Annotated in this window: 19 protein-coding genes; 9 read left to right on the forward strand and 10 right to left on the reverse strand. The window is 40.0% G+C overall.

From position 1 onward, the window contains the following. Nucleotides 1–154 precede the first annotated feature (154 nt). From VZD24_RS05260 to VZD24_RS05275, 4 genes are all read right to left on the reverse strand, one after another. Nucleotides 155–469, reverse strand: coding sequence for a hypothetical protein (locus VZD24_RS05260; protein ID WP_279449128.1), 315 nt, complete (start codon nt 467–469; stop codon nt 155–157). A gap of 4 nt (nt 470–473) precedes the next feature. Beyond that, entirely contained in the window at nt 474–971 is a 498-nt protein-coding gene (locus VZD24_RS05265; RefSeq protein ID WP_279449129.1) for a hypothetical protein, read from the reverse strand. A gap of 48 nt (nt 972–1,019) precedes the next feature. Beyond that, the gene (locus tag VZD24_RS05270; RefSeq protein ID WP_279449130.1) at nt 1,020–1,565 is read right to left on the reverse strand and encodes a GNAT family N-acetyltransferase; all 546 of its coding nucleotides are present in this window, start codon (nt 1,563–1,565) and stop codon (nt 1,020–1,022) included. Nucleotides 1,566–1,682: 117 nt separating this feature from the next. Beyond that, on the reverse strand, nt 1,683–3,521 hold the full coding sequence (locus VZD24_RS05275; protein ID WP_342687145.1) for a DUF885 domain-containing protein: 1,839 nt from the start codon (nt 3,519–3,521) through the stop codon (nt 1,683–1,685). A gap of 541 nt (nt 3,522–4,062) precedes the next feature. Between VZD24_RS05275 and VZD24_RS05280 the strand changes: the two genes are divergently transcribed. Then, nucleotides 4,063–4,677 carry a class I SAM-dependent methyltransferase gene (locus VZD24_RS05280; RefSeq protein ID WP_342687209.1) on the forward strand — a complete coding sequence of 205 codons (615 nt, stop codon included), beginning with the start codon at nt 4,063–4,065 and terminating at the stop codon, nt 4,675–4,677. A gap of 55 nt (nt 4,678–4,732) precedes the next feature. Here the strand turns inward: VZD24_RS05280 and VZD24_RS05285 are convergent, their stop codons facing one another. Further along, on the reverse strand, nt 4,733–5,302 hold the full coding sequence (locus VZD24_RS05285; RefSeq protein ID WP_279449132.1) for a DUF4256 domain-containing protein: 570 nt from the start codon (nt 5,300–5,302) through the stop codon (nt 4,733–4,735). A gap of 580 nt (nt 5,303–5,882) precedes the next feature. On the opposite strand from VZD24_RS05285, the gene VZD24_RS05290 reads away from it, so the two are divergent. Then, a complete protein-coding gene (locus tag VZD24_RS05290; RefSeq protein WP_342687144.1) occupies nt 5,883–7,007 on the forward strand; it encodes a M23 family metallopeptidase in 1,125 nt (374 codons plus the stop codon). Nucleotides 7,008–7,089: 82 nt separating this feature from the next. Here VZD24_RS05290 and VZD24_RS05295 read toward each other — a convergent pair whose 3' ends face one another. The 3 genes from VZD24_RS05295 to VZD24_RS05305 form a co-directional block, all read right to left on the reverse strand. After that, nucleotides 7,090–7,992, reverse strand: coding sequence for a DMT family transporter (locus VZD24_RS05295; protein ID WP_279449134.1), 903 nt, complete (start codon nt 7,990–7,992; stop codon nt 7,090–7,092). Nucleotides 7,993–8,099: 107 nt separating this feature from the next. Next, the gene (locus tag VZD24_RS05300) at nt 8,100–8,432 is read right to left on the reverse strand and encodes a thioredoxin family protein (RefSeq protein ID WP_342687143.1); all 333 of its coding nucleotides are present in this window, start codon (nt 8,430–8,432) and stop codon (nt 8,100–8,102) included. A 1-nt stretch (nt 8,433) separates the two neighbouring features. Continuing rightward, a complete protein-coding gene (locus VZD24_RS05305) occupies nt 8,434–8,889 on the reverse strand; it encodes a hotdog fold thioesterase (RefSeq protein ID WP_279449136.1) in 456 nt (151 codons plus the stop codon). 269 nt (nt 8,890–9,158) lie between these two features. On the opposite strand from VZD24_RS05305, the gene purK reads away from it, so the two are divergent. The 4 genes from purK (at nt 9,159) to VZD24_RS05325 (ending at nt 13,454) form a co-directional block, all read left to right on the forward strand. After that, nucleotides 9,159–10,313 carry a 5-(carboxyamino)imidazole ribonucleotide synthase gene (gene purK / locus VZD24_RS05310; RefSeq protein ID WP_279450221.1) on the forward strand — a complete coding sequence of 385 codons (1,155 nt, stop codon included), beginning with the start codon at nt 9,159–9,161 and terminating at the stop codon, nt 10,311–10,313. A gap of 210 nt (nt 10,314–10,523) precedes the next feature. After that, nucleotides 10,524–11,015, forward strand: coding sequence for a 5-(carboxyamino)imidazole ribonucleotide mutase (gene purE, locus VZD24_RS05315; RefSeq protein ID WP_342687142.1), 492 nt, complete (start codon nt 10,524–10,526; stop codon nt 11,013–11,015). Nucleotides 11,016–11,069: 54 nt separating this feature from the next. Then, nucleotides 11,070–11,426 (forward strand): GIY-YIG nuclease family protein, encoded by a 357-nt coding sequence (locus tag VZD24_RS05320; RefSeq protein ID WP_279449139.1) that lies wholly within the window; start codon nt 11,070–11,072, stop codon nt 11,424–11,426. 6 nt (nt 11,427–11,432) lie between these two features. Next, nucleotides 11,433–13,454, forward strand: coding sequence for a M3 family metallopeptidase (locus VZD24_RS05325; RefSeq protein ID WP_342687141.1), 2,022 nt, complete (start codon nt 11,433–11,435; stop codon nt 13,452–13,454). A 148-nt stretch (nt 13,455–13,602) separates the two neighbouring features. Here VZD24_RS05325 and VZD24_RS05330 read toward each other — a convergent pair whose 3' ends face one another. Beyond that, complete coding sequence (locus tag VZD24_RS05330) at nt 13,603–15,057, reverse strand: M20/M25/M40 family metallo-hydrolase (RefSeq protein WP_342687140.1); 1,455 nt, start codon at nt 15,055–15,057, stop codon at nt 13,603–13,605. A 258-nt stretch (nt 15,058–15,315) separates the two neighbouring features. Between VZD24_RS05330 and VZD24_RS05335 the strand changes: the two genes are divergently transcribed. Together VZD24_RS05335 and VZD24_RS05340 are read left to right on the forward strand one after the other, a co-directional pair. Beyond that, nucleotides 15,316–15,864: a sigma-70 family RNA polymerase sigma factor gene (locus VZD24_RS05335; protein ID WP_279449143.1), complete on the forward strand. Its 549-nt coding sequence runs from the start codon at nt 15,316–15,318 to the stop codon at nt 15,862–15,864. A gap of 5 nt (nt 15,865–15,869) precedes the next feature. After that, complete coding sequence (locus tag VZD24_RS05340) at nt 15,870–16,100, forward strand: hypothetical protein (protein WP_342687139.1); 231 nt, start codon at nt 15,870–15,872, stop codon at nt 16,098–16,100. A 19-nt stretch (nt 16,101–16,119) separates the two neighbouring features. Here VZD24_RS05340 and VZD24_RS05345 read toward each other — a convergent pair whose 3' ends face one another. After that, nucleotides 16,120–16,956, reverse strand: a complete 837-nt coding sequence (locus tag VZD24_RS05345; RefSeq protein WP_342688770.1) for a UbiA prenyltransferase family protein — start codon at nt 16,954–16,956, stop codon at nt 16,120–16,122. A 115-nt stretch (nt 16,957–17,071) separates the two neighbouring features. Between VZD24_RS05345 and gcvP the strand changes: the two genes are divergently transcribed. Next, nucleotides 17,072–19,921, forward strand: a complete 2,850-nt coding sequence (gene gcvP, locus VZD24_RS05350) for an aminomethyl-transferring glycine dehydrogenase (RefSeq protein WP_342687137.1) — start codon at nt 17,072–17,074, stop codon at nt 19,919–19,921. The last annotated feature ends 76 nt before the right edge of the window (nt 19,922–19,997 follow it).

Raw genomic sequence — 19,997 nt, forward strand, 5'->3', positions numbered from 1 at the left:
GCATTTAACCGAATTAAAGATGAAAACGGGGACTGCTTTTTTTGCGATGTTTTTCTATAACCGTCTCCATCAAAAACTTTAATTTCCCTTTTATGCAGCACCTAAATATTGCCGAGTTAATTTAGAAAATTGAATAAAGAAAATTCAGCGTTTCTTAAACAACCACTCCAACGGCTTTATAGAGAAAGCTTATGATAGCATTCCAAAGTTTTTCAATGGTAACTATTAAAATACCTTTTAGGGTATTGATAAAATTACGCGTCATGGCTTCCAAACCATCCAAGAAAAACTCTCGTAGATCTTCATCAATATCACCACTGGCAACTCCTTTTTGAATAAGCGCGGTTTGCTTGGCGATGGCCTCCAATTGCCGCTCGCTAAAACCCCGCACCGTAGTAAGATCCTTATTTAAAATGCCAGAACTAATGTTCTTGATTTCGGTAATAATTGCTGTTACATTTTCGCCCATAACCTTATCTTTTTAAGAAACTTTCGTACGTTATTGCTTGATCTAAATACACCTCAACCTGCCCTTTAAAAGCTTCAATAAGTATCGGGTTTAAACCCTGTTCCCTATCTGTTTTTTTCATATGTGCAAAGGTTACGGCTATCTGCTCGAAAGCGAAAGCACTGGGATAATCGCCGGCAATTGGGTTGCTGTCCTTGCTTCTTAATAATGCATTTATTTTTTCTATAGCTGCATTGTCTGGTACCGGTCGAGCTTTGGCGTGTAGTTTTAACGACTCGAACGCACCGATAAGCTGGTTGTAAACGGGCTCTCGCAACGAAAAGTTTTCACTTTCGGTACCTTCGTTTACAGATGCAAAAAAACGCATTGCCAAATCGCTATTTACGTTTACTTTATCTACAATTGCTTGATCATAGGCAGGTGCTAAAGTAGCTTCGCAACCCGAAAGTAAAAAAACACCCAATAAGGCCAAAAGTGAAATATGTAGCTTGATAACTTTCATAATACGAAGACATTAACAAGCACTAAGTTAGTTATTTAGGTCGAATTATTATATGTTTTTTCGCTTTTTCCACTCGGATTTGCTTAGCGAATAGAAGTTGTGAAGGGAGCCATCATAGGTAAATTCATTCCGTTTACGTAGCCCTGTTTTTTTCAAAATGGCATTTGATGCACTATGGCACACATCTGCCATGCCGCAGATTTCATCGAAATTTAATTTGGAGAAACCGTGATTTAAACAAGCCACAGCAGTTTCAGTAGCATAGCCTTTTCCCCAGTGATTTTTTATAAAACGATATCCCAAATCGTAAAAATTCGTTCTATTACCTATTTCATCCGTTATAAGTTTAAAGCCACTCCAACCAATAAAATCGCCGCTTTCTTTAATTACAACTGCCCATCTGCCTATTCCGTTTTGAACATATTGCTTCTTTACAGCGTCAATGTACCTTTGCGCTTCTTCCAAAGTAGAAATTGGTTTGTTTCCCAAAAATTTGTGCACTTCGGCATCACTATCCATTGCAAACATGCCGTGTACGTCTTCATCCTTTATATCGCGCATTAAGAGACGCGCTGTTTCTATGTGGATTTTCATTGAAATATTTGATTAAACATTCTTTGGAAACAACTTATTTTTTCCACTCGAAAAATTATTAATGCCGAAAACACATATAGCACTTTCGCATCAGTCAAGCTTTGATGTTAATCCAGCTTATATTGCCGTGTTTTTTGAAGCAATATACTCGTCAACAAAGTCTTCCAAAACATTCAACGGAATAGCGCCTTGAGAGAGCACTACTTCGTGAAATTCACGGATATCAAAATTTTCACCCAAAGCCTCTTTGGCCTTTTTGCGCAATTCCAGAATCTTAAGCATCCCAATTTTATAAGCGGTGGCCTGCCCTGGCATTACTATGTGTCTTTCAACCATTTTAATGGCGTCCAACTCGGCGTTTGGCGTATTATCGGTATAGTATTTAATGCCCTCTTCCCGTGTCCATTTTTTATTGTGAATTCCCGTATCTACCACCAATCTGCAGGCTCTCCATAATTCCATTGCCAAACGCCCGAAATCTGAATACGGATCGGCATAAAAGCCCATCTCTTTTGGAATAAATTCAGAGTAAAGCCCCCACCCTTCCGAATAGGCCGTATAACCTCCAAACTTTCTAAACATAGGTATTTCTTCCAATTCTTGCTGAATCGCCAATTGCATATGATGGCCCGGAATTCCCTCGTGATACGCCAAAGCTTCCATTTGATAGGTGGGCATAGACTCCATATCGTATAAATTGGCGTAGTAAATTCCAGGTCTGGAACCATCTGCGGCGGGACGATTGTAAAACGCCTTTCCAGCCGATTGCTCCCTAAAAGGCTCCACGGCTTTTACGATAAGGTCTGCCTTTGGTTTTGAAATAAATATTTCGTCCAATCTAGTTTTCATACTATCTATCAGGTGTACGGCTCCGGCTAAATAGGCATCCTTACCCTCTTGGTCTGCACTGTAATAAAACTGTGGATCTGTTTTCATAAATTGAAAAAATTCCTGCAAACTGCCTTTAAAACCCACTGCTTTACGAATGGTGTCCATTTCACCGTGTATTCTTGCAACTTCACGCAGCCCGATATCGTGGATTTCCTGCGCGGTTAAATCGGTGGTGGTGGTTCTTTGTAAGGCATTGTTATAAAACGCATCCCCGTCGGGAAATTTCCACGCGCCATGGTCAGAATTTGCTCTTTCCTTTTGTTGCTTCATAAAGGCAATCAAACTGCCGTAAGCCGGTTTTACCGAAGTCAATAAAGCTTCTTTGGCGTGGGCCTCCAAATTGGATTTTGTTTCGGCATCTACCTTCAACTCGTTAATCTTTTTTACAAAGTCTGCCAACAAGGTACTTTGCTTTTCGGATGCATCAAACGGCTCACCAATTAGAATATTTTCTGAATCCTGAATCACTTTGTCGTACACAAACGCGGGTGGCATTACGTCTATGGCTTCCCGTTCCTTTAAGTTTTTTACCAATTGGGTAAAATATTTATTGAATTCATTCAATCGGGAAATATAGGCTTCGGCATCCTTTACATCGTCAATTCTATGCATATTTATCAAAAAAGAAGGCAACCCAGATTGGGCGCCAAACATCTGATTTACGGGATAGTTGTGCAAACGGTATTTGTAATCGGCTATATTGTTTTCTAACTTTTGCTTATACAACTTGTAGCTTAACAATGCCTCCTTTGAAAGTGCCGCAACATTTACAGAATCCGTTAGCCATTGCAGTTGCTCTTTGTCCGTTTCCAATTCCTTTGCCCGTGCTTCAGGCGAAATATCATCTAGCTTGCTATAATCCTTTTTAATTCCCAGTCGGGTTTGAAATTCAGGCGAAAGATCTACTCTGGCATCAAAGGTTTTTTGAAAAAAATCATTTACTTTTTTGGATTCTGCCGCTACCTCAGCATCAGTATAAGTTGTGGTCGTTTTTTCAGGTTTACAGGAAATAATTAAAGTGAATGTAACCAGAAGCAGGAATGGCTTTAAGATTGGTGAGTGCATAGTTTTATTTTATATTTCAGACATTTTTTAAATATAATATATTTTTAAGAAGCATACGCACAAAGCTCAAAAAACGAAACTTACCAATTTGAAATTGGGCACGAAAAGTCTGTTGTTCTAGCTCACTAACTTGGGTTTCTGGTATTAAAAATTATTTTCATTTAACGATTTTTTTAATCGCCAGCGCGAGCTTCCCGCTCGTGCCGGCACAGTTGAGAGACAAGCAGTGCGGAGGATACGGGCGAGAAGCCCGCCCCAGCGAAGGGACTACCGATCCCGCACGTATACGCAAGTATTTTACAATTTCTGAAATATAAATCAAAGTATAATAACCCACCTACGGAAAACCGCAACAGTAAGTTTTTTAATCGGGGGAGAATATCAAATATACCTTTTAATTTTTAACATGCAATAAGCTGTAGGCTAATGATTAATACCTTATGCCTAAAAAACAATACATTTGAAAACCAATAAACAAATCGTGACCAAAAACCAAAACCATCCTAAAAAACCAAAAAGCCCTTGGCCCACAAAGGCCGCCATGGAGCAAGTGTATAAAAAAAATCTTTGGGGTGGTGATAATGCAGATTTCTATTCGGGCGAGGGCTCACACCTACCAGCAATAGTAAACCGCTATATAGAAACAGTAACTGCATTTTTTACTTCCTCTAAACCCCCACTAACCGTCTGTGATCTGGGTTGTGGCGATTTTAATGTAGGCAAAGAATTGGTAAAACATACCAAGAAGTATATTGCCATAGATATCGTGCCCAGCCTTATAGCCCGCAACCAGCAACTATTTAATGCTCCCAATCTAGAGTTCCACTGTTTGGATATTGCAACAGCCCCTTTGCCCAGGGCAGATTGCGCCATCCTCCGGCAGGTGCTCCAACACCTATCCAATGCCGAAATACAGAGCATAGTTAACAAGTTGGCTGCCTATAAATATGTAATCCTAACGGAACACATCCCCGAAGGAGATTTTATTCCCAACAAAGACATCATTTCTGGCCAAGGGAATAGACTAAAAGTGCAAAGTGGTGTAAACTTGTTGGCACCGCCTTTCAATTTAAAGGTTCAGGAAGAGAAGCAATTATCGAAAGTCGTTTTGAATGATGGGAAAGGGATTATTGTAACTTGGCTTTTTAAACTGTAGACTGTAAGTTGTGGACAAAAATAAACTTTTCGCGCTTCGCCAATTTCTAAAAATATCAAACCCGCAAAGCTCCCCGAAATCCCCTACCCGCATAATATGATTGTGCGCCGTTGTGGTACACAAACACATGTCCGAATCGGTAATCGCCAAAAATGGCGCCACCCAATTTCCGAATGCTCTGTGGAGTTTTTAGCCAGCTTGAGGTTTTGGTGTCAAAATTTCCAAGTTTTTGCAAGTTGCGGTACTCTGCTTCGGTTAAAACTTCGATGCCCATTTCTTCCGCCATATCAATCGCAGTATTGTCGGGGCGGTGTTCCTTTCTAGATTCCCAACCTGCTCGGTCGTAGCAAATGCTTCTTCTACCCTTTGGACTTTCGTCGCTGCAATCGCAAAAAAGGTATTCACCAGTTGTTTTATCCTGCCCTACTACATCTGGCTCACCGCCGGTTTCTTCCATGGCGTCCAAAGACCAGAGTTTTCTTGGATTGGCTTTTAGTTTTCTTTCCACATCTTCCCATTTAACGCCCTTGTGACGGGAAGTGTTTTTTTCGAAACGTGTTTTTAGCACTTGCAACAAAGAATCTCGTTGCTCTGCGGATAAATTCTTATCGGATTTTTTAGGCATTATTTCTTACTTTCTAAATTCAATTCCCCCAAAATTAGAGCATTATGTGGAAAAAATCAAATGGCTATTTACGAACAATTAAAACATAAGATTAAAAACCACCAAATGAGAGAACCAATACCATAATAGGATTTGTCTTTAAGCCTTTCCCCCTCAAATTGAAGATACCGTAAGCAAGCTGTCGAATTACCATTTCGATATTCCAATATTAAAAACCTTACCATTATACGGTTCCCGTGCCATCAAGGATATATTTAATTTCTACAATATCGTTTGCTTGAAGCAATACCGGGAAATTTCCGCTGTTCCATTCCAATCGCTTACACTGAGATTCACATTCCCGCTGTTATCAAATAGAGTCCATCACGCAAAATCTTAATCGTTTCATTCTGCGCACTTTGGCCATTCTCCACAATTTCATACTAGTCAGGAAAATTATACAATATATGGGCCCTTTTGAGGAGAAAGTGCAACAACTCATAAGTCTATTTTCTTTGTTTGAGATGATAAATCGAAACGGCAAACCATTCAAAAAAACAAAACATCTATCTTTATACTTCAATTACCTAAAACAACCGCCATGTTTTTAAAATCCAAGTTTATACTTTTGCTTGCCACCCTTGCCCTCTTTTATTCCTGCAACGAAAACGAGCCACACAATGACCCGTACGATTTACTCGTAGCCTTACCCACCGCCCCAGTGAAAGTAGCAAACACCAGCGGCACTTGGTTGGTGTATGAAATGCATATAAAAGTTTCCAGCCTACAAAAAGTGGAAATTTTCAACAATAACAACCTACAATTATCCTATACCGATTTTATCACCCGGGACGATTTTCATCTTGCGAGTATATGGCTTCAATTTCCACCGCAAGGTTGGACCGATGATGTGTTGGCACATCAATTTTACTATAAAGATTCCACCGGTACCGCCAAACAACACACCTTCAATTTAAAATTAGCCGAACAATTTCCAGATCCCATAACCATTGCTTTCCCCGTGCCCGAAGGCATTTGGTTGGCGGAAGCAGCGGCCAGCCCCACTTCCTATCACACCCGCGCTATTTTCCCCTATCCAGAACCTGTTTTTGATCCCACCCAACAAGGCTATTTAATAGGAAACAATCCGCAGCGATACGCCATAGATTACGCAAAACTGGTAGATGGCCTACCGTACCAAAATGATGGCAGCCAACTGGAAGATTGGTACTGCTATAACCTGCCCATCCTCGCATCACAGGGTGGAAAAGTGATTTTTACCGAAAATAATATCCCAGATAATTTAACGCCAGGCGAATTGGATTACACAATAAACGCTTCAAATATCACTGGAAATGTAGTGTATATTGAACACGATGACGGCAGCATTGGCACATATTGCCATCTTATTCCGAATACAATTTTAGTTGAAGTGGGCGATCTTGTTACCACAGGCCAAGAACTCGGGCGGTTGGGAAATTCGGGAAATTCCTTCGCCCCGCATTTGCATATGCACTTGCTAACAAACCCCGAAGGGAAGCAAATTCTTGAATATGTTGACGGCCTTTTCTTTGAAAGTCTACCTTATAAATTTGCGCAATTTACAAAGCTGGGTCACCTTCCTCCCGGCTATCTGGATCAACCGCCTTTAACACCTTTTACTCCAACAACCAATCAGGTTTATACAGATGTGCTCCCTTCAGAAAGCGATGTTATAGAATTTTGAAAATACTGAAATTTTAAAAACCAAGCAGAAATTCTATGGAATTATAAAGTGTCTTGCAGAAGGTTATTTCAGAAACAGTAAATCATTCCCCACGTCTAAATCGAAGTTGTTTAAAGCTAATTTTATCGAACGTTAAACCACCTACAATAAGGAATAATCCAATAATAGTTGGAAGGCGAATTGGCTCTTCCAAAATAAAATAAATTACTACTAGCGAGAGAAAAGGCACTAAATAAACAAGGTTACTCACTTTAGCAGCGGTAATTGATTTTCGCAACGCAATAGACCAAATAACGAAGGTAATCCCCATTTCAAAAAACCCAACATAGACTGCCCCCAACCACGATTTTAAATTAACGAACACAATTTCCGAAGTAAACAGTAAAACGATAAGGATATAAATAAAACCAAAGAAAAAATTAAGAAACAGTTTACTCAGTTCGTCGCGCTCGTCCTTAATGTTAAAAATCCAAAATAACGCCCAAACCACTGCCGAAGCTAACCCGAAAATCACACCCGCGCCATTGGTAAACGACAGATTAATCAAGTTTCCTCCAGTGGCAATAATTAGCACCCCTATAAAACTAATACCTATTGCAACCACATTTTTAAAACCTATTTTCTGTTTTAGCAAAGGCACAGCCAATAAACTCAGCATAATAGGCCAAGTATAATTGAGTGCTTGTGCTTCTTGGGCAGGTAAAAGCTCGTAGGCCTTAAATAAAATAATGTAATACAGAAACGGATTAACGGCCCCATAAAAAGCCGATCTTAAAATAGCTTTTGCCGGAAGTTTCATTAAATTACCGAACCGCTTTCGCACAGCCATTAATACAGTCAAGGTGAGCAAAGCAGTTGCCGAAGACCAAAACAACAACTGTAAAAAGCTATAACTTTGCAGGGCAATTTTCATACTTGTAGCCACCGTGCTCCACAACAGTACAGCGATACCCGCGTAAATATATGCCTGTTTTTGATTTTTCATTTTAGGCTTTTTTTATATTAATAGTGAACTACTGGATTGCTAAAAATAGGTTTTCGCCTTACTCAACGGTAGGTTTCGGCTGCGCTCAACCTGCTATGGGTTTAAATTTAAACATTAAAAACCATTTTATACGGCCGTTCAATTTTATCTCGAAGCTCTTGAATTCCCATCAATCTAACTTTTCTCAAAAACTCCTTTCCTTCAAAAAACACCAATAATGTGGGTGCAGAAAATACGCTAAATATGGCAGCGATTTCTGGCGATTCCTCTATTTTAATATAAAGAAATTTTACAGCAGGAAATTCTTCTGAAAACAGCGCTTCCACCTTGGGCCGTAATGCTTCACAAACGCCGCAATTTGGGGCAGCAAAGTAAACCGCCACGGCAATTTCAGTTGCAATTGTTTCTTCTAAAGCAGTGGTAGTCATTAATTGTTTCACCTTAATTATTGTTGTCCGCCTCTTCCTCGGAATGGGTATTCATTCTTATAAAATTATAAACCCCTTTTCCTTCGGCTATTAATTTGTCATTTTGAAATGCTTTCATCCGCGCCACGAGTATTCGGTTGCCAAAGCGAATAATTTTTCCTTCCACCATAATGGCTTCCGGTTCGGCGCCACGCAGGTAATCTACCCGCAAATCTATAGTGGCAATTTTGTCGTTCAGCGAGGTAAAATGTGTCGCGCCAATTACACCGCCCACAGAATCCATAACCGTTGCAATTACGCCCCCGTGCCAACGGTTATTTCTAAAGTCGCCCACCAATTCCTTTCTAAACGGCACGCTAATACGCACGAAATTCTTTTCGAGCAGTTCAATTTTTAACCCCAAAAACTTGTGCATCGGGATGGTTTCTTCAAAAGTGGTTTTTATAAGTTGTAAATTGTTTTGGAGCATTTTTTAGTCGATTTCTTATTTTAAAATTCGCTTTTCAAAATTAGGTATAATCGTCCACATTACTATCCTAAAATTACAACACCACATCATTTTAAATGGTTGGAGTGAAACTTTAAGTTGAAAAAAATAGTGGTTTCACGAAAAACGAAATAACTATCTTTGCAAACCGACAACCGACAACCGACAACCGACAACCGACAACCGACAACCGACAACCGACAACCGACAACAGACAACCCACAACAGACAACAGACAACAGACAACCGATATGAACTACTTTTCCACTAATTTCACCCTTGGCATCCTCGGCGGCGGACAATTGGGTAAAATGATGCTCTACGAAACCCGTAAATGGGACATCCGCACCAGCGTCCTCGATCCCAGTGCAGAAGCTCCCTGCCGCATTGCAGCAGACAATTTTGAACAAGGCGATTTAATGGATTTTGAAACCGTTTATAATTTCGGAAAAAAAGTAGATGTACTAACTTTTGAAATTGAAGGCGTAAATGTGGAAGCCTTGGAAAAACTGGAAAGCGAAGGCGTAAAGGTATATCCAAGCGCCGCAACGCTCCGAAATATTCAGGATAAGGGGGTTCAAAAACAATTTTATAAGGAGCACCAAATTCCTACTTCGCCGTTTAAGGTTTATAAAGATAAATACGAACTCAACGAAGCCATTGTTCGCAAAGAGCTGCATTTTCCATTTGTGTGGAAGAGCTGCACCGGCGGTTATGACGGCAAGGGAGTGAGTATTGTTCGTAGTGCGGAGGATGTAATTCCGCTTTCCGAAGACGCTTGTATTGCTGAAAAATTGATCCCTTTTAAAAATGAATTGGCAGTAATTGTGGCTCGTAATCCTTCAGGGGAAGTAAAAACGTATCCCGTGGTAGAAATGGAATTTCACCCCGAGGCAAATCAAGTGGAATACGTTATCTGCCCGGCACGAATAGATGATGCGGCAGCAAACAAAGCGAGAGCCGTAGCATCTAAGGTTTCCGAAGCCTTTAAACACGTTGGCCTTTTAGCTGTAGAATTGTTCCAGACCGAAGATGACGAAATACTCGTTAACGAAGTAGCGCCCAGACCCCACAACAGTGGGCATTACAGTATTGAAGCCAGCTACACCAACCAGTTTGAGCAACAAATAAGAGCTATTTTAGATTTACCTCTCGGCAATACAGAAAGCAAAGTAGGCGGAATAATGGTAAATTTAGTAGGTGCCGAAAGCCACACAGGCCCAGTAATGTATAAAAACATTGAAAAAATATTGGCGATGGAAGGCGTTACACCTCACATTTATGGGAAAAGAGAAACGCGTCCCTTTAGAAAAATGGGCCACGTAACCATAGTAAACAAAGATCTCAACAAAGCGCGAATTATTGCGGAAGAGGTTAAAAAAACGATTGAGGTAATTAGTGAATAAATGTTCCCTCGAGCGCAGTGGAGAGGTCCCTGTTAAGCAGAATAACAATAAACTAACAGGTCTCAACTGCGCTCGACCCGACACACAAAAGTTAACTATCTTTGAAGCCTAAAATGTCCCCTCGAGCGCAGTCGAGAGGTTCTTATTAAGCAGGATTACTATATAGAAGTAGGTCTCGACTGCGCTCGACCAGACATTGAACAAAAAAGTATGAAAAAAATAGCAATAATAATGGGAAGCATCAGTGATCTGCCAGTAATGCAGGACGCTATAGACGTTTTAAAAGAATTTAACATTGAAGTGGAAGTAGATATTGTTTCTGCCCACCGAACCCCCGATAAACTATTTGATTACGGTAAAAATGCCCACACCCGAGGCATTTCAGTAATTATAGCGGGAGCCGGCGGCGCGGCACACCTACCCGGGATGATTGCTTCCCTTTCGCCTTTGCCGGTAATTGGCGTTCCGGTTAAATCCAGCAACTCCATTGATGGCTGGGATAGCGTTCTTTCAATTTTACAAATGCCCAGTGGTGTTCCCGTCGCTACGGTAGCACTCAATGGCGCAAAAAACGCAGGCATTCTTGCCGCTCAGATTATGGGCGCTTCAGATAAAGCGGTGTTGGATAAGATTGTTGCTTACAAAGAAAGCTTGAAAACAAAGGTTGAGGAAGGTGCTAAACAGATTATGAAGAAAAAGTAGTCACGATGTCCGGTCGAGCGCAGTCGAGACCTTATTATTAAAACGTAAATTAAAATGAAATCGTACTACATTTACATACTTGAATGTTCAGATGGTTTACTTTATACAGGTTTCACTAATAATATTTCACGGCGGTTCGATGAACATCAAAACGGATTAAATAAATCTTGTTTCACATACAAACGAAGACCATTAGAATTAATATTCTATCAAGAATTCAATGATGTAGAACAAGCAATATATTTTGAAAAGAAAATAAAAAATTGGAGTGCACAGAAAAAACGAGCCTTAGCGAATAAAGATTTTGAGATGCTTCAAATATTGGCAGAATGTAGAAATATGACACATTCAAAATATAAGCCAACTGCCGATGAGGTCTCGACTGCGCTCGACCAGACACAGAACCATTAATACACTATGAAGAATAATCCCCTATTACAACCCTACAACACCGCCCCCTTTTCCAAAATAGAAAACGCACACTTTCTGCCTGCCATCAGCAAATTAATTGCTGAAACTAAAGCGGAAATTGATGCAATCACTTCCAATACGGAAACCCCTACTTTTAAAAATACAGTGGAAGCTTTGGAAAATACCGGTGAACAATTAGATCGAGCTACAAGTATTTTCTTCAACTTAAACAGCGCCGAAACCAATGACGAGATCCAAAAAATAGCGCAGGAAGTTTCGCCTATGTTAACCGAATTCAGCAATGATATGCTGTTAAATGAAACGTTGTTCGAAAGAATTAAAACAGTTTACAAACAAAAGGATTCCTTAAACCTTTCCGAAGAACAGCACATGTTGCTGGACAAAAAATACAAAGCGTTTTCACGAAACGGTGCTAATCTTTCGGATGAAAAGAAAACCGAACTGCGCAAAATTGACGCTGAACTTTCAAAGTTGAAATTGACTTTTGGCGAAAATATTTTGGCGGAAACAAACAAGTTTGAACTTCATCTTACAACTAAAAGCGATCTATCCGGACTGCCCGAAGGCGTAATTGAAGCCGCCGCTCAAACGGCCCAAGAAAAAGGAAAAGATGGCTGGGTTTTTACTTTAGATTACCCAAGTTATGTGCCCTTTATGACTTATGCCGACAACCGCGAACTTCGCAAAAAAATGGCGATTGCCTTTGGCGCAAAAGGATTCCATAATGACGAATTGGACAACCAGCAAAACGTTTTGCAAATTGCAAACCTTCGGCATAAAAGAGCAAACTTGTTGGGTTATAAAAGCCACGCACATTTTGTTCTGGAAGAACGCATGGCCGAAACTCCCGAAAAGGTAAAGTCATTTTTAAATGAATTGCTTGAAAAAGCGAAACCTGCAGCCCAAAAGGAATTTGATGAATTAACCACTTTCGCAAAAGAACTTGACGGCATCGATCATTTAGAAAAATGGGATGGCGCCTATTATTCCGAAAAATTGAAACAAAAACTCTTCAATTTGGACGATGAAAAGTTAAAGCCTTATTTTGAATTAAAGAACGTTATCAATGGGGTTTTTACAGTTGCCGAAAAACTCTACGGCCTTCATTTTGAAGAAGTACACAACATTGATAAATACCACACCGACGTAAAAACATATGAGGTAAAAGACGATGAAAACGAATTGGTTGCCATATTTTACGCAGACTTCCACCCGCGGGCTGGAAAGCGAAATGGCGCTTGGATGACTTCCTATAAACCCCAGCAAATAAAAGACGGTAAAAATGATCGTCCGCATATTTCAATTGTTTGTAATTTTACGAAGCCAACGGCCAGCAAACCTTCGCTGTTAACTTTTAACGAAGTAACAACTTTATTTCACGAATTTGGCCACGCCCTTCACGGCATGTTGGCAAACACCCACTACCCTAGCCTTTCGGGAACGAGCGTATATTGGGACTTCGTGGAATTGCCCAGTCAAATTCTAGAAAACTGGTGCTACGAAAAAGAAACTCTGGAACTGTTCGCAAAACATTACAAATCAGGCGAAGTAATCCCGATGGAATACATTGAGAAAATAAAGGATTCCGCTACTTTTTTAGAAGGCATGGCAACCCTGCGCCAATTGAGTTTTGGAATGCTGGATATGGCTTGGCACGGGAGCGACCCTTCAGGAATCGCGGATGTAAAAGCCTTTGAAGTTGCCGCCTTTAACGATACACAACTATATCCCGATGTAAAGGAAAATTGTATGAGCACTTCGTTTTCGCATATTTTCCAAGGAGGCTATTCCGCAGGTTATTACAGCTACAAGTGGGCTGAAGTTTTGGATGCCGATGCTTTCGCATTGTTTAAACAGGAAGGAATTTTCAACAAAAAAGTAGCAGATCGTTTTAAGGGTTTTGTACTGTCACAAGGCGGCACGCTGGACCCGATGGAACTTTATATAAAATTCCGCGGCCAGAAACCAGATCCCGAAGCTCTTTTAAAAAGAGCTGGATTAGTATAATGAAAAAAGACCTAACAGGAGATTGCTTCGTTACTCGCAATGGTGCCTATTAGACCTATTCCAAATGTCACCTCGAGCGCAGTCGAGAGGTCATCTTTTCAACATAATTATGATTAAAAAGCAGGTCTGGACTGCGCTCGATCCAACACTAGTTCAATATAAACTTCTTTGAAAACGTATGTCCGTTTTCCAAAGTAAAATGCACGATATAAAAACCGTGTGCAAATTGGCTAAGTTGAAGGCTGCCACCTTCAGAATTTACATTTTCAGAAATTATTCTTTGCCCGGCTACGTTGTAAACAGACACTTCTTTTACGTTAGACACCGTATTGTTTAACTGATAATTCAAAGTTTTGTTTTTTACAAAAACGCGAATGGCATTTTCAGAAAAATCATCTACCGACAATATTTGTGGTTTTGCGGCTTCAATTAAAAACTCCAATCCAAGTTTTGCAAATTTTACACTGTGTTCCGGCGTATTAAAGAACGAATACACGTCGCCCGGACTATGGATATTTGGATTGTCTTCGCCCATTCTTGCTTCAAAAGGAAAAGCGGCGTCATACCCATTATCTGCCCAGCTTGCATGGTCTGAGCAGCCGTAGCCACATTCAGTATAGCCATAGGTAAAATTGTGAAGGTTATTGGGGTTATTGCTGTTGTAATGATCCATCAATTCGGTTAGGTAGGTGTTCAGCTGGTTGCTATTGTACCAATCTGTTGTAATATAAATATCGCTGCTGGAACCATTGTACCCCGTCATATCAAACTGAACATAAGCCGCTACATTTACACCGTTGTTTGCGTATTCTTCTGCAATTTCGGCAGAACCTACCAAACCAATTTCCTCGGCGGCAAAAGCCATAACTTCAATGGTTCTATTTGGCACGAAATTCTTTTCTAAAAGCACGCGAACCATTTCATTTAAAGAGGCAATTCCCGAAGCATTATCATCTGCTCCCGGCGCATTGTTTTTATCGCCAAAGGTGGTAGAATCTATATGGCCGCCAATAATTACAAATTCATCTGGCGTATTAGCCCCGTCAAAAGTTATAATCACAGAAGGCATTGGCGTGTTTACGTGGTTAAAAATACGTGTATGTACATCGGTTCTTCCCGATGCTGCAATAATGGCGTCCCACTTGGCCTGTTGATCGAGAACTGCCAGCTCGGCTTGCGATTTTGTGTGGTAACGCGTTCCGTAATTTTGAAGATTTAAAATATCGTCTTCAATATTTTGCCCGTCAACTAAATCTAAGCACTCGTTTACAAAGGCATCTTCGGTAATACTAAAATCAATTTGCGGACTTCTGCGTTCAACCGGCTCCAAAGCTTGTAAGGCCTTTTGGGCCGAAGCCCTAAAAATATAACCTGGGCCGTGCGTTTTTACATTATCGTGAATACTGTGCGAAACTTCTTCAGAAAGTAGAACCGCAGCTTGCCTGTCATTGCTTGCCAAAATGGTCATTCCATCTGGATAAAGTGCTTTAAATGAAACCGCATCTGCAGCATCCATGGTTGCATAAAAAGTATTGTCGTTTTGTGCAAAACCAACAATTGTAAATAATAGGAACATTAAAATTCCTGAAGTAAATTTTTTCATTGGGAAGTTTTAGGAGTTAATTTTCCGTAAAAATAAAACATCTCAATTAGTTATAAGCGCATTTTGCAAGTTTAACGTATTCGCACCTACCACCTTTGGTGCCATTGCTAAATGTATCTTTTGCTATTTTAAAGAATATATTAACTCAGTTATAAAGCAGATTCAATGCCTTTAGGGCTAATTTCAAACTAAATAATTAGCATTTCCGTATATGTTATAGAACTTCCCTATTTTTGAAATAGGTTTAAAAAATTTGCTGTGGAAATATTAAATCCTGAAATATGGGTAGACAAATATGCCGATTACCTCTACAATTATACTATTGTGCGGGTAAACGACCCTATTGTTGCGCAAGATCTTATTTCTGAAACATTTTTGGCAGGTCTTAAATCGAAAGATAATTTTAAAGGTGAAGCCACAGAGCGCACCTGGCTCATTTCAATTTTAAAGCGAAAAATTATTGATCACTACCGAAAGATAAATTCGAAAAAAGGAAAAGCCGAAGTGCATATTTCGTATAAAAGTGAAGATTCGGATGGAGATTGGCTGGAGGAAAATGCCGCGGATCCTTTTGATAAAACCGCGGAGGACACTATGGAAAATACCGAATTGGGTCTTGCAATTTTAGCATGTTTAGACAAGCTTCCGGAAAAACAAGCAACAATTTTTAAATTGAAAACAATTGCCGAATACGATACAGAGGCCATATGTAAAGAATTTAATATTACACCGTCTAACTTATGGGTGATAATTCACCGTGCACGAAAATCGCTTGCCGAGTGCCTCGAAAAAAATTGGTTTAATTAATGCGAATGAAGTTTTTTTTAAAATGTAACGAAGCCGCACAAGTTTGCGACAAAACCCAATATAAGGAAGCTTCTTTCTTAGATAAGGTCATGCTAAAAGTGCATTTATTAATGTGCAAATTGTGTCGCGATTACTCAAAACGAAATGTAGCCCTCACAAAAAAAATTGAGTCTGCAAATATTAAAACCCTTTCGGAATCGGAAAAACAACAAATAAAAAACCGACTTCAACAGTAATACCGCTAATTAAAACAAATTAAAACACTTGAAATAAAAGATAAAGCAGCAACCACAGTATAGGTAGGCCTTCTATCCAAAAAGAAGCAAAATAACGAGTTTGACGTGTTTTTGAAATAACCAACAACCATCCCAATACTACACAAAATACAAGTAAACTTAACAGATAAGGCGCTTCAGAATACTCTTTAAAAAATTCAATTCCCAGACACGACAACAAAATAAATAACCCCAACAATTTTGTGTTTTTAACACCAAATTGCTGCGGCAGCGTTTTTAAATTTAAACCGTCATACGGCACATCGCGAATTTCAAAGGGCAGAATAAGCGCCACAACAATTAAAATGCGCTGAAAGAAAGTTAAAAACACATCGGGGGTAATTGCAACTTCTGAAGCTACAAACGGTAAAATAACGCTCACTCCCGCCCAGACAAAGGCCACCACAAAAATTTTTATACCTGAAAGATTTCGTAGGTTTTTACTTCTAATTACCGGAACTGCATATAAAAAAGTTGCCATCCCAAAACCCACCGTTAGCAATAAAACCTCTATGCGCAGTTGGAGTGAAAAGTAAACAAGTAAAGCAAAACACACCGCAGAAAATATCTGGATCAGCCTCAAGGATTGCGTTAAACTTCGATGATGAAGTCCAGCTACCTTGGCGTATTTTACAAAATTATAACCTGTTAAAGCCGCCAGAAACACAAACCCCCAAAGTGCATTTATAATAACCAAGCGATATTCCAAAACGGTAATCGCCAGCAAAGCCACAACTGCTAAGGCAACGTGGATGCTACTGTTAATGTAAAAGGCAAAAATACGTTTTAAAAACCCCATTATATCAAAATTAATCAAAGTGTTAGTAACCTCATTATTTAGTTGAAAAATATTAAGTTTCAAACCATTAAAAAAGAAGCTATTTCGCGTTAAAAATCGTAAATTTGCCAGCTTAATTTCAATCGCATATTTAATGAATACAGATTCTTTTGCTTTAAGACATATTGGCCCTCGGGAAAGCGATCTTCCCGAAATGCTTTCAACTATTGGTGCAGACTCTTTAGATCAACTTATTTTCGAAACTGTTCCGGACGATATTTTGCTGAAAAAAGCACTTAACTTGGATACCGCAATGAGCGAACAGGAATACCTGGAGCACATTACCGAGCTTTCCACAAAAAACAAAATCTTTAAAACGTATATTGGCTTGGGATACCACCAATCCAACACCCCTCCCGTAATTCAGAGAAATATTCTGGAAAATCCGGGATGGTACACGGCATATACACCGTACCAGGCCGAAATTGCGCAAGGTAGATTAGAAGCGCTGTTAAATTTCCAAACCGTAATTACAGATCTAACAGGTATGGAATTGGCAAACGCTTCACTTTTAGACGAATCTACTGCCGCAGCCGAAGCCATGTCGTTACTTTTAAACGTACGCGAAAAAGACAAGAAAAAAAACAATGCCGTAAAGTTTTTCGTTTCTGAAGAAATATTGCCGCAAACCCTATCGTTATTAGAAACTCGCGCCACTCCTATTGGCGTGGAATTGGTGGTTGGCAATCACGAAGAATTTGACTTTTCGGACGAATATTTTGGAGCTTTACTTCAATATCCAAGTAAAACCGGAAAGGTTTTCAACTTTAAAAGCTTTATAGAAAAAGCGAACGACAACCAAATTAAAGTTACTGTTGCGGCAGATATTTTAAGCCTTGTAATGCTAGAATCTCCAGGACACTTTGGAGTTGATGTTGTTGTTGGAACAACCCAACGATTTGGCATTCCCTTGGGTTATGGCGGTCCCCACGCAGCATTTTTCGCTACTAAAGATGAGTATAAAAGAAGTATTCCGGGAAGAATCATTGGCGTTACAAAAGACACCGATGGCAACCGCGCCCTACGGATGGCACTGCAAACCCGGGAGCAGCATATTAAGCGCGATAAAGCAACTTCAAATATATGTACCGCTCAGGTTCTGCTTGCGGTTATGGCCGGAATGTACGCCGTTTATCACGGCCCCGAAGGTTTAAAATATATTGCCAAAAAAGTTCACAATGGCGCTGCAACCCTTGCAAATGCATTAGAAAAACTGGGCTTCGAGCAAGTAAACGATACATACTTTGACACCATTGCAATTAAAGCCGACGCTACAAAAATCAAATTTTTAGCCGAGGCCAAAGAAGTTAACTTTTATTATCCCAACGACGAAACTGTTTCAATTTCTATTAATGAAACCACAACTATAAAAGACCTAAATAAAATAGTTGCAATCTTTTCCGAGGCGATTAAAAATGATTTCGAAAAGATTACCGCCCTAGAAACAGGCAATAAAATCCCGGAAGAAGTTGCCCGCAAAACTGAGTTTTTACAACAGGATGTATTTAACTCCTACCACAGCGAAACAGATTTAATGCGCTACATTAAAAAATTGGAGCGAAAAGACCTGTCTTTAAATCATTCTATGATTAGTCTGGGCTCTTGTACCATGAAACTAAACGCCGCTGCAGAAATGCTTCCGTTAAGCGACCCAATGTGGGGTAATATGCATCCATTTGTTCCTGTAGAACAAGCGGAAGGCTACCAAATTGTTTTAAAGAAACTGGAAAAACAACTTACCGAAATTACCGGTTTTGCAGCAACTTCACTTCAACCAAACAGTGGTGCGCAAGGCGAATTTGCTGGATTAATGGTTATTCGCGCCTATCACGAATCGCGTGGAGATGCACATAGAAATATTTGCTTAATTCCTTCATCTGCTCACGGAACAAACCCCGCGAGTGCCGTAATGGCTGGAATGAAAGTAGTTGTAACAAAGGCTACTGCAGAAGGAAATATTGATGTGGAAGATCTTCGTGAAAAAGCCATTAAACACAAAGACAACCTTTCCTGTTTAATGGTTACCTATCCTTCAACCCACGGTGTTTACGAGTCGGCTATTCGCGAAATAACAAGTATTATACACGAAAATGGCGGACAAGTTTATATGGATGGGGCTAACATGAACGCACAGGTTGGCTTAACCAATCCTGGAGCTATTGGCGCAGATGTTTGCCACTTAAACCTTCATAAAACTTTCGCAATTCCTCACGGGGGTGGCGGCCCAGGTGTGGGACCCATTTGTGTTGCAGAGCAATTAGTTCCGTTCCTGCCTTCAAATCCTGTAATAAAAACGGGAGGCGAAAATGCTATTTCGGCTATTTCAGCAGCACCTTATGGCAGCTCATTGGTTTGCTTAATTAGCTATGCTTATATATGTATGCTCGGTGTAAATGGTCTAAAAAAAGCCACACAATACGCTATTTTAAACGCCAATTATATTAAAGAAAGACTCAATGGTCATTACGAAGTTCTTTACGCTGGCGAACGCGGCCGCGCAGCTCACGAAATGATTGTAGATTGCCGTCCGTTTAAAGCAAAGGGAATTGAAGTTACAGACATTGCCAAACGCTTAATGGACTACGGTTTTCACGCGCCAACAGTTTCCTTCCCAATTGCCGGAACTTTGATGATTGAGCCAACAGAAAGTGAAAGCAAAATGGCTTTAGACCAATTTTGTGAAGCCATGATTTCTATTAGAAAAGAAATTGAAGCGGCAGATAAAGACGAACCAAATAACGTTCTGAAAAATTCGCCACACACTTTACAAATGTTAACGGCAGACGAATGGGATTTTCCATACAGCAGACAGGAAGCAGCTTTCCCAATAGAATATGTTACAGATAATAAATTCTGGCCGTCAATTAGAAGAGTTGATGACGCTTATGGCGACCGGAATTTAATTTGTACTTGCGACCCGATAGAAGCTTACATGGAAGCTTAAGAAAGTTTGCAGTAGCGGTATTCAGTACTCACTTTTAGAGTGAAAAGGATTAACTGAATACCGTTACTGAATACTG

Origin of the sequence: Aequorivita flava (assembly GCF_038742595.1) — a bacterium.
Classification (GTDB): Bacteria; Bacteroidota; Bacteroidia; order Flavobacteriales; family Flavobacteriaceae; genus Aequorivita; species Aequorivita marisscotiae.

What these genes read in the sequence shown, in the direction of transcription:
- VZD24_RS05260 (WP_279449128.1), bottom strand. Translation starts at nt 469, where the DNA reads ATGGGCGAAAATGTAACAGCAATTATTACCGAAATCAAGAACATTAGT.
- VZD24_RS05265 (WP_279449129.1), bottom strand. Translation starts at nt 971, where the DNA reads ATGAAAGTTATCAAGCTACATATTTCACTTTTGGCCTTATTGGGTGTT.
- VZD24_RS05270 (WP_279449130.1), bottom strand. Translation starts at nt 1,565, where the DNA reads ATGAAAATCCACATAGAAACAGCGCGTCTCTTAATGCGCGATATAAAG.
- VZD24_RS05275 (WP_342687145.1), bottom strand. Translation starts at nt 3,521, where the DNA reads ATGCACTCACCAATCTTAAAGCCATTCCTGCTTCTGGTTACATTCACT.
- VZD24_RS05280 (WP_342687209.1), top strand. Translation starts at nt 4,063, where the DNA reads ATGGAGCAAGTGTATAAAAAAAATCTTTGGGGTGGTGATAATGCAGAT.
- VZD24_RS05285 (WP_279449132.1), bottom strand. Translation starts at nt 5,302, where the DNA reads ATGCCTAAAAAATCCGATAAGAATTTATCCGCAGAGCAACGAGATTCT.
- VZD24_RS05290 (WP_342687144.1), top strand. Translation starts at nt 5,883, where the DNA reads ATGTTTTTAAAATCCAAGTTTATACTTTTGCTTGCCACCCTTGCCCTC.
- VZD24_RS05295 (WP_279449134.1), bottom strand. Translation starts at nt 7,992, where the DNA reads ATGAAAAATCAAAAACAGGCATATATTTACGCGGGTATCGCTGTACTG.
- VZD24_RS05305 (WP_279449136.1), bottom strand. Translation starts at nt 8,889, where the DNA reads ATGCTCCAAAACAATTTACAACTTATAAAAACCACTTTTGAAGAAACC.
- purK (WP_279450221.1), top strand. Translation starts at nt 9,159, where the DNA reads ATGAACTACTTTTCCACTAATTTCACCCTTGGCATCCTCGGCGGCGGA.
- purE (WP_342687142.1), top strand. Translation starts at nt 10,524, where the DNA reads ATGAAAAAAATAGCAATAATAATGGGAAGCATCAGTGATCTGCCAGTA.
- VZD24_RS05320 (WP_279449139.1), top strand. Translation starts at nt 11,070, where the DNA reads ATGAAATCGTACTACATTTACATACTTGAATGTTCAGATGGTTTACTT.
- VZD24_RS05325 (WP_342687141.1), top strand. Translation starts at nt 11,433, where the DNA reads ATGAAGAATAATCCCCTATTACAACCCTACAACACCGCCCCCTTTTCC.
- VZD24_RS05330 (WP_342687140.1), bottom strand. Translation starts at nt 15,057, where the DNA reads ATGAAAAAATTTACTTCAGGAATTTTAATGTTCCTATTATTTACAATT.
- VZD24_RS05340 (WP_342687139.1), top strand. Translation starts at nt 15,870, where the DNA reads ATGAAGTTTTTTTTAAAATGTAACGAAGCCGCACAAGTTTGCGACAAA.
- gcvP (WP_342687137.1), top strand. Translation starts at nt 17,072, where the DNA reads ATGAATACAGATTCTTTTGCTTTAAGACATATTGGCCCTCGGGAAAGC.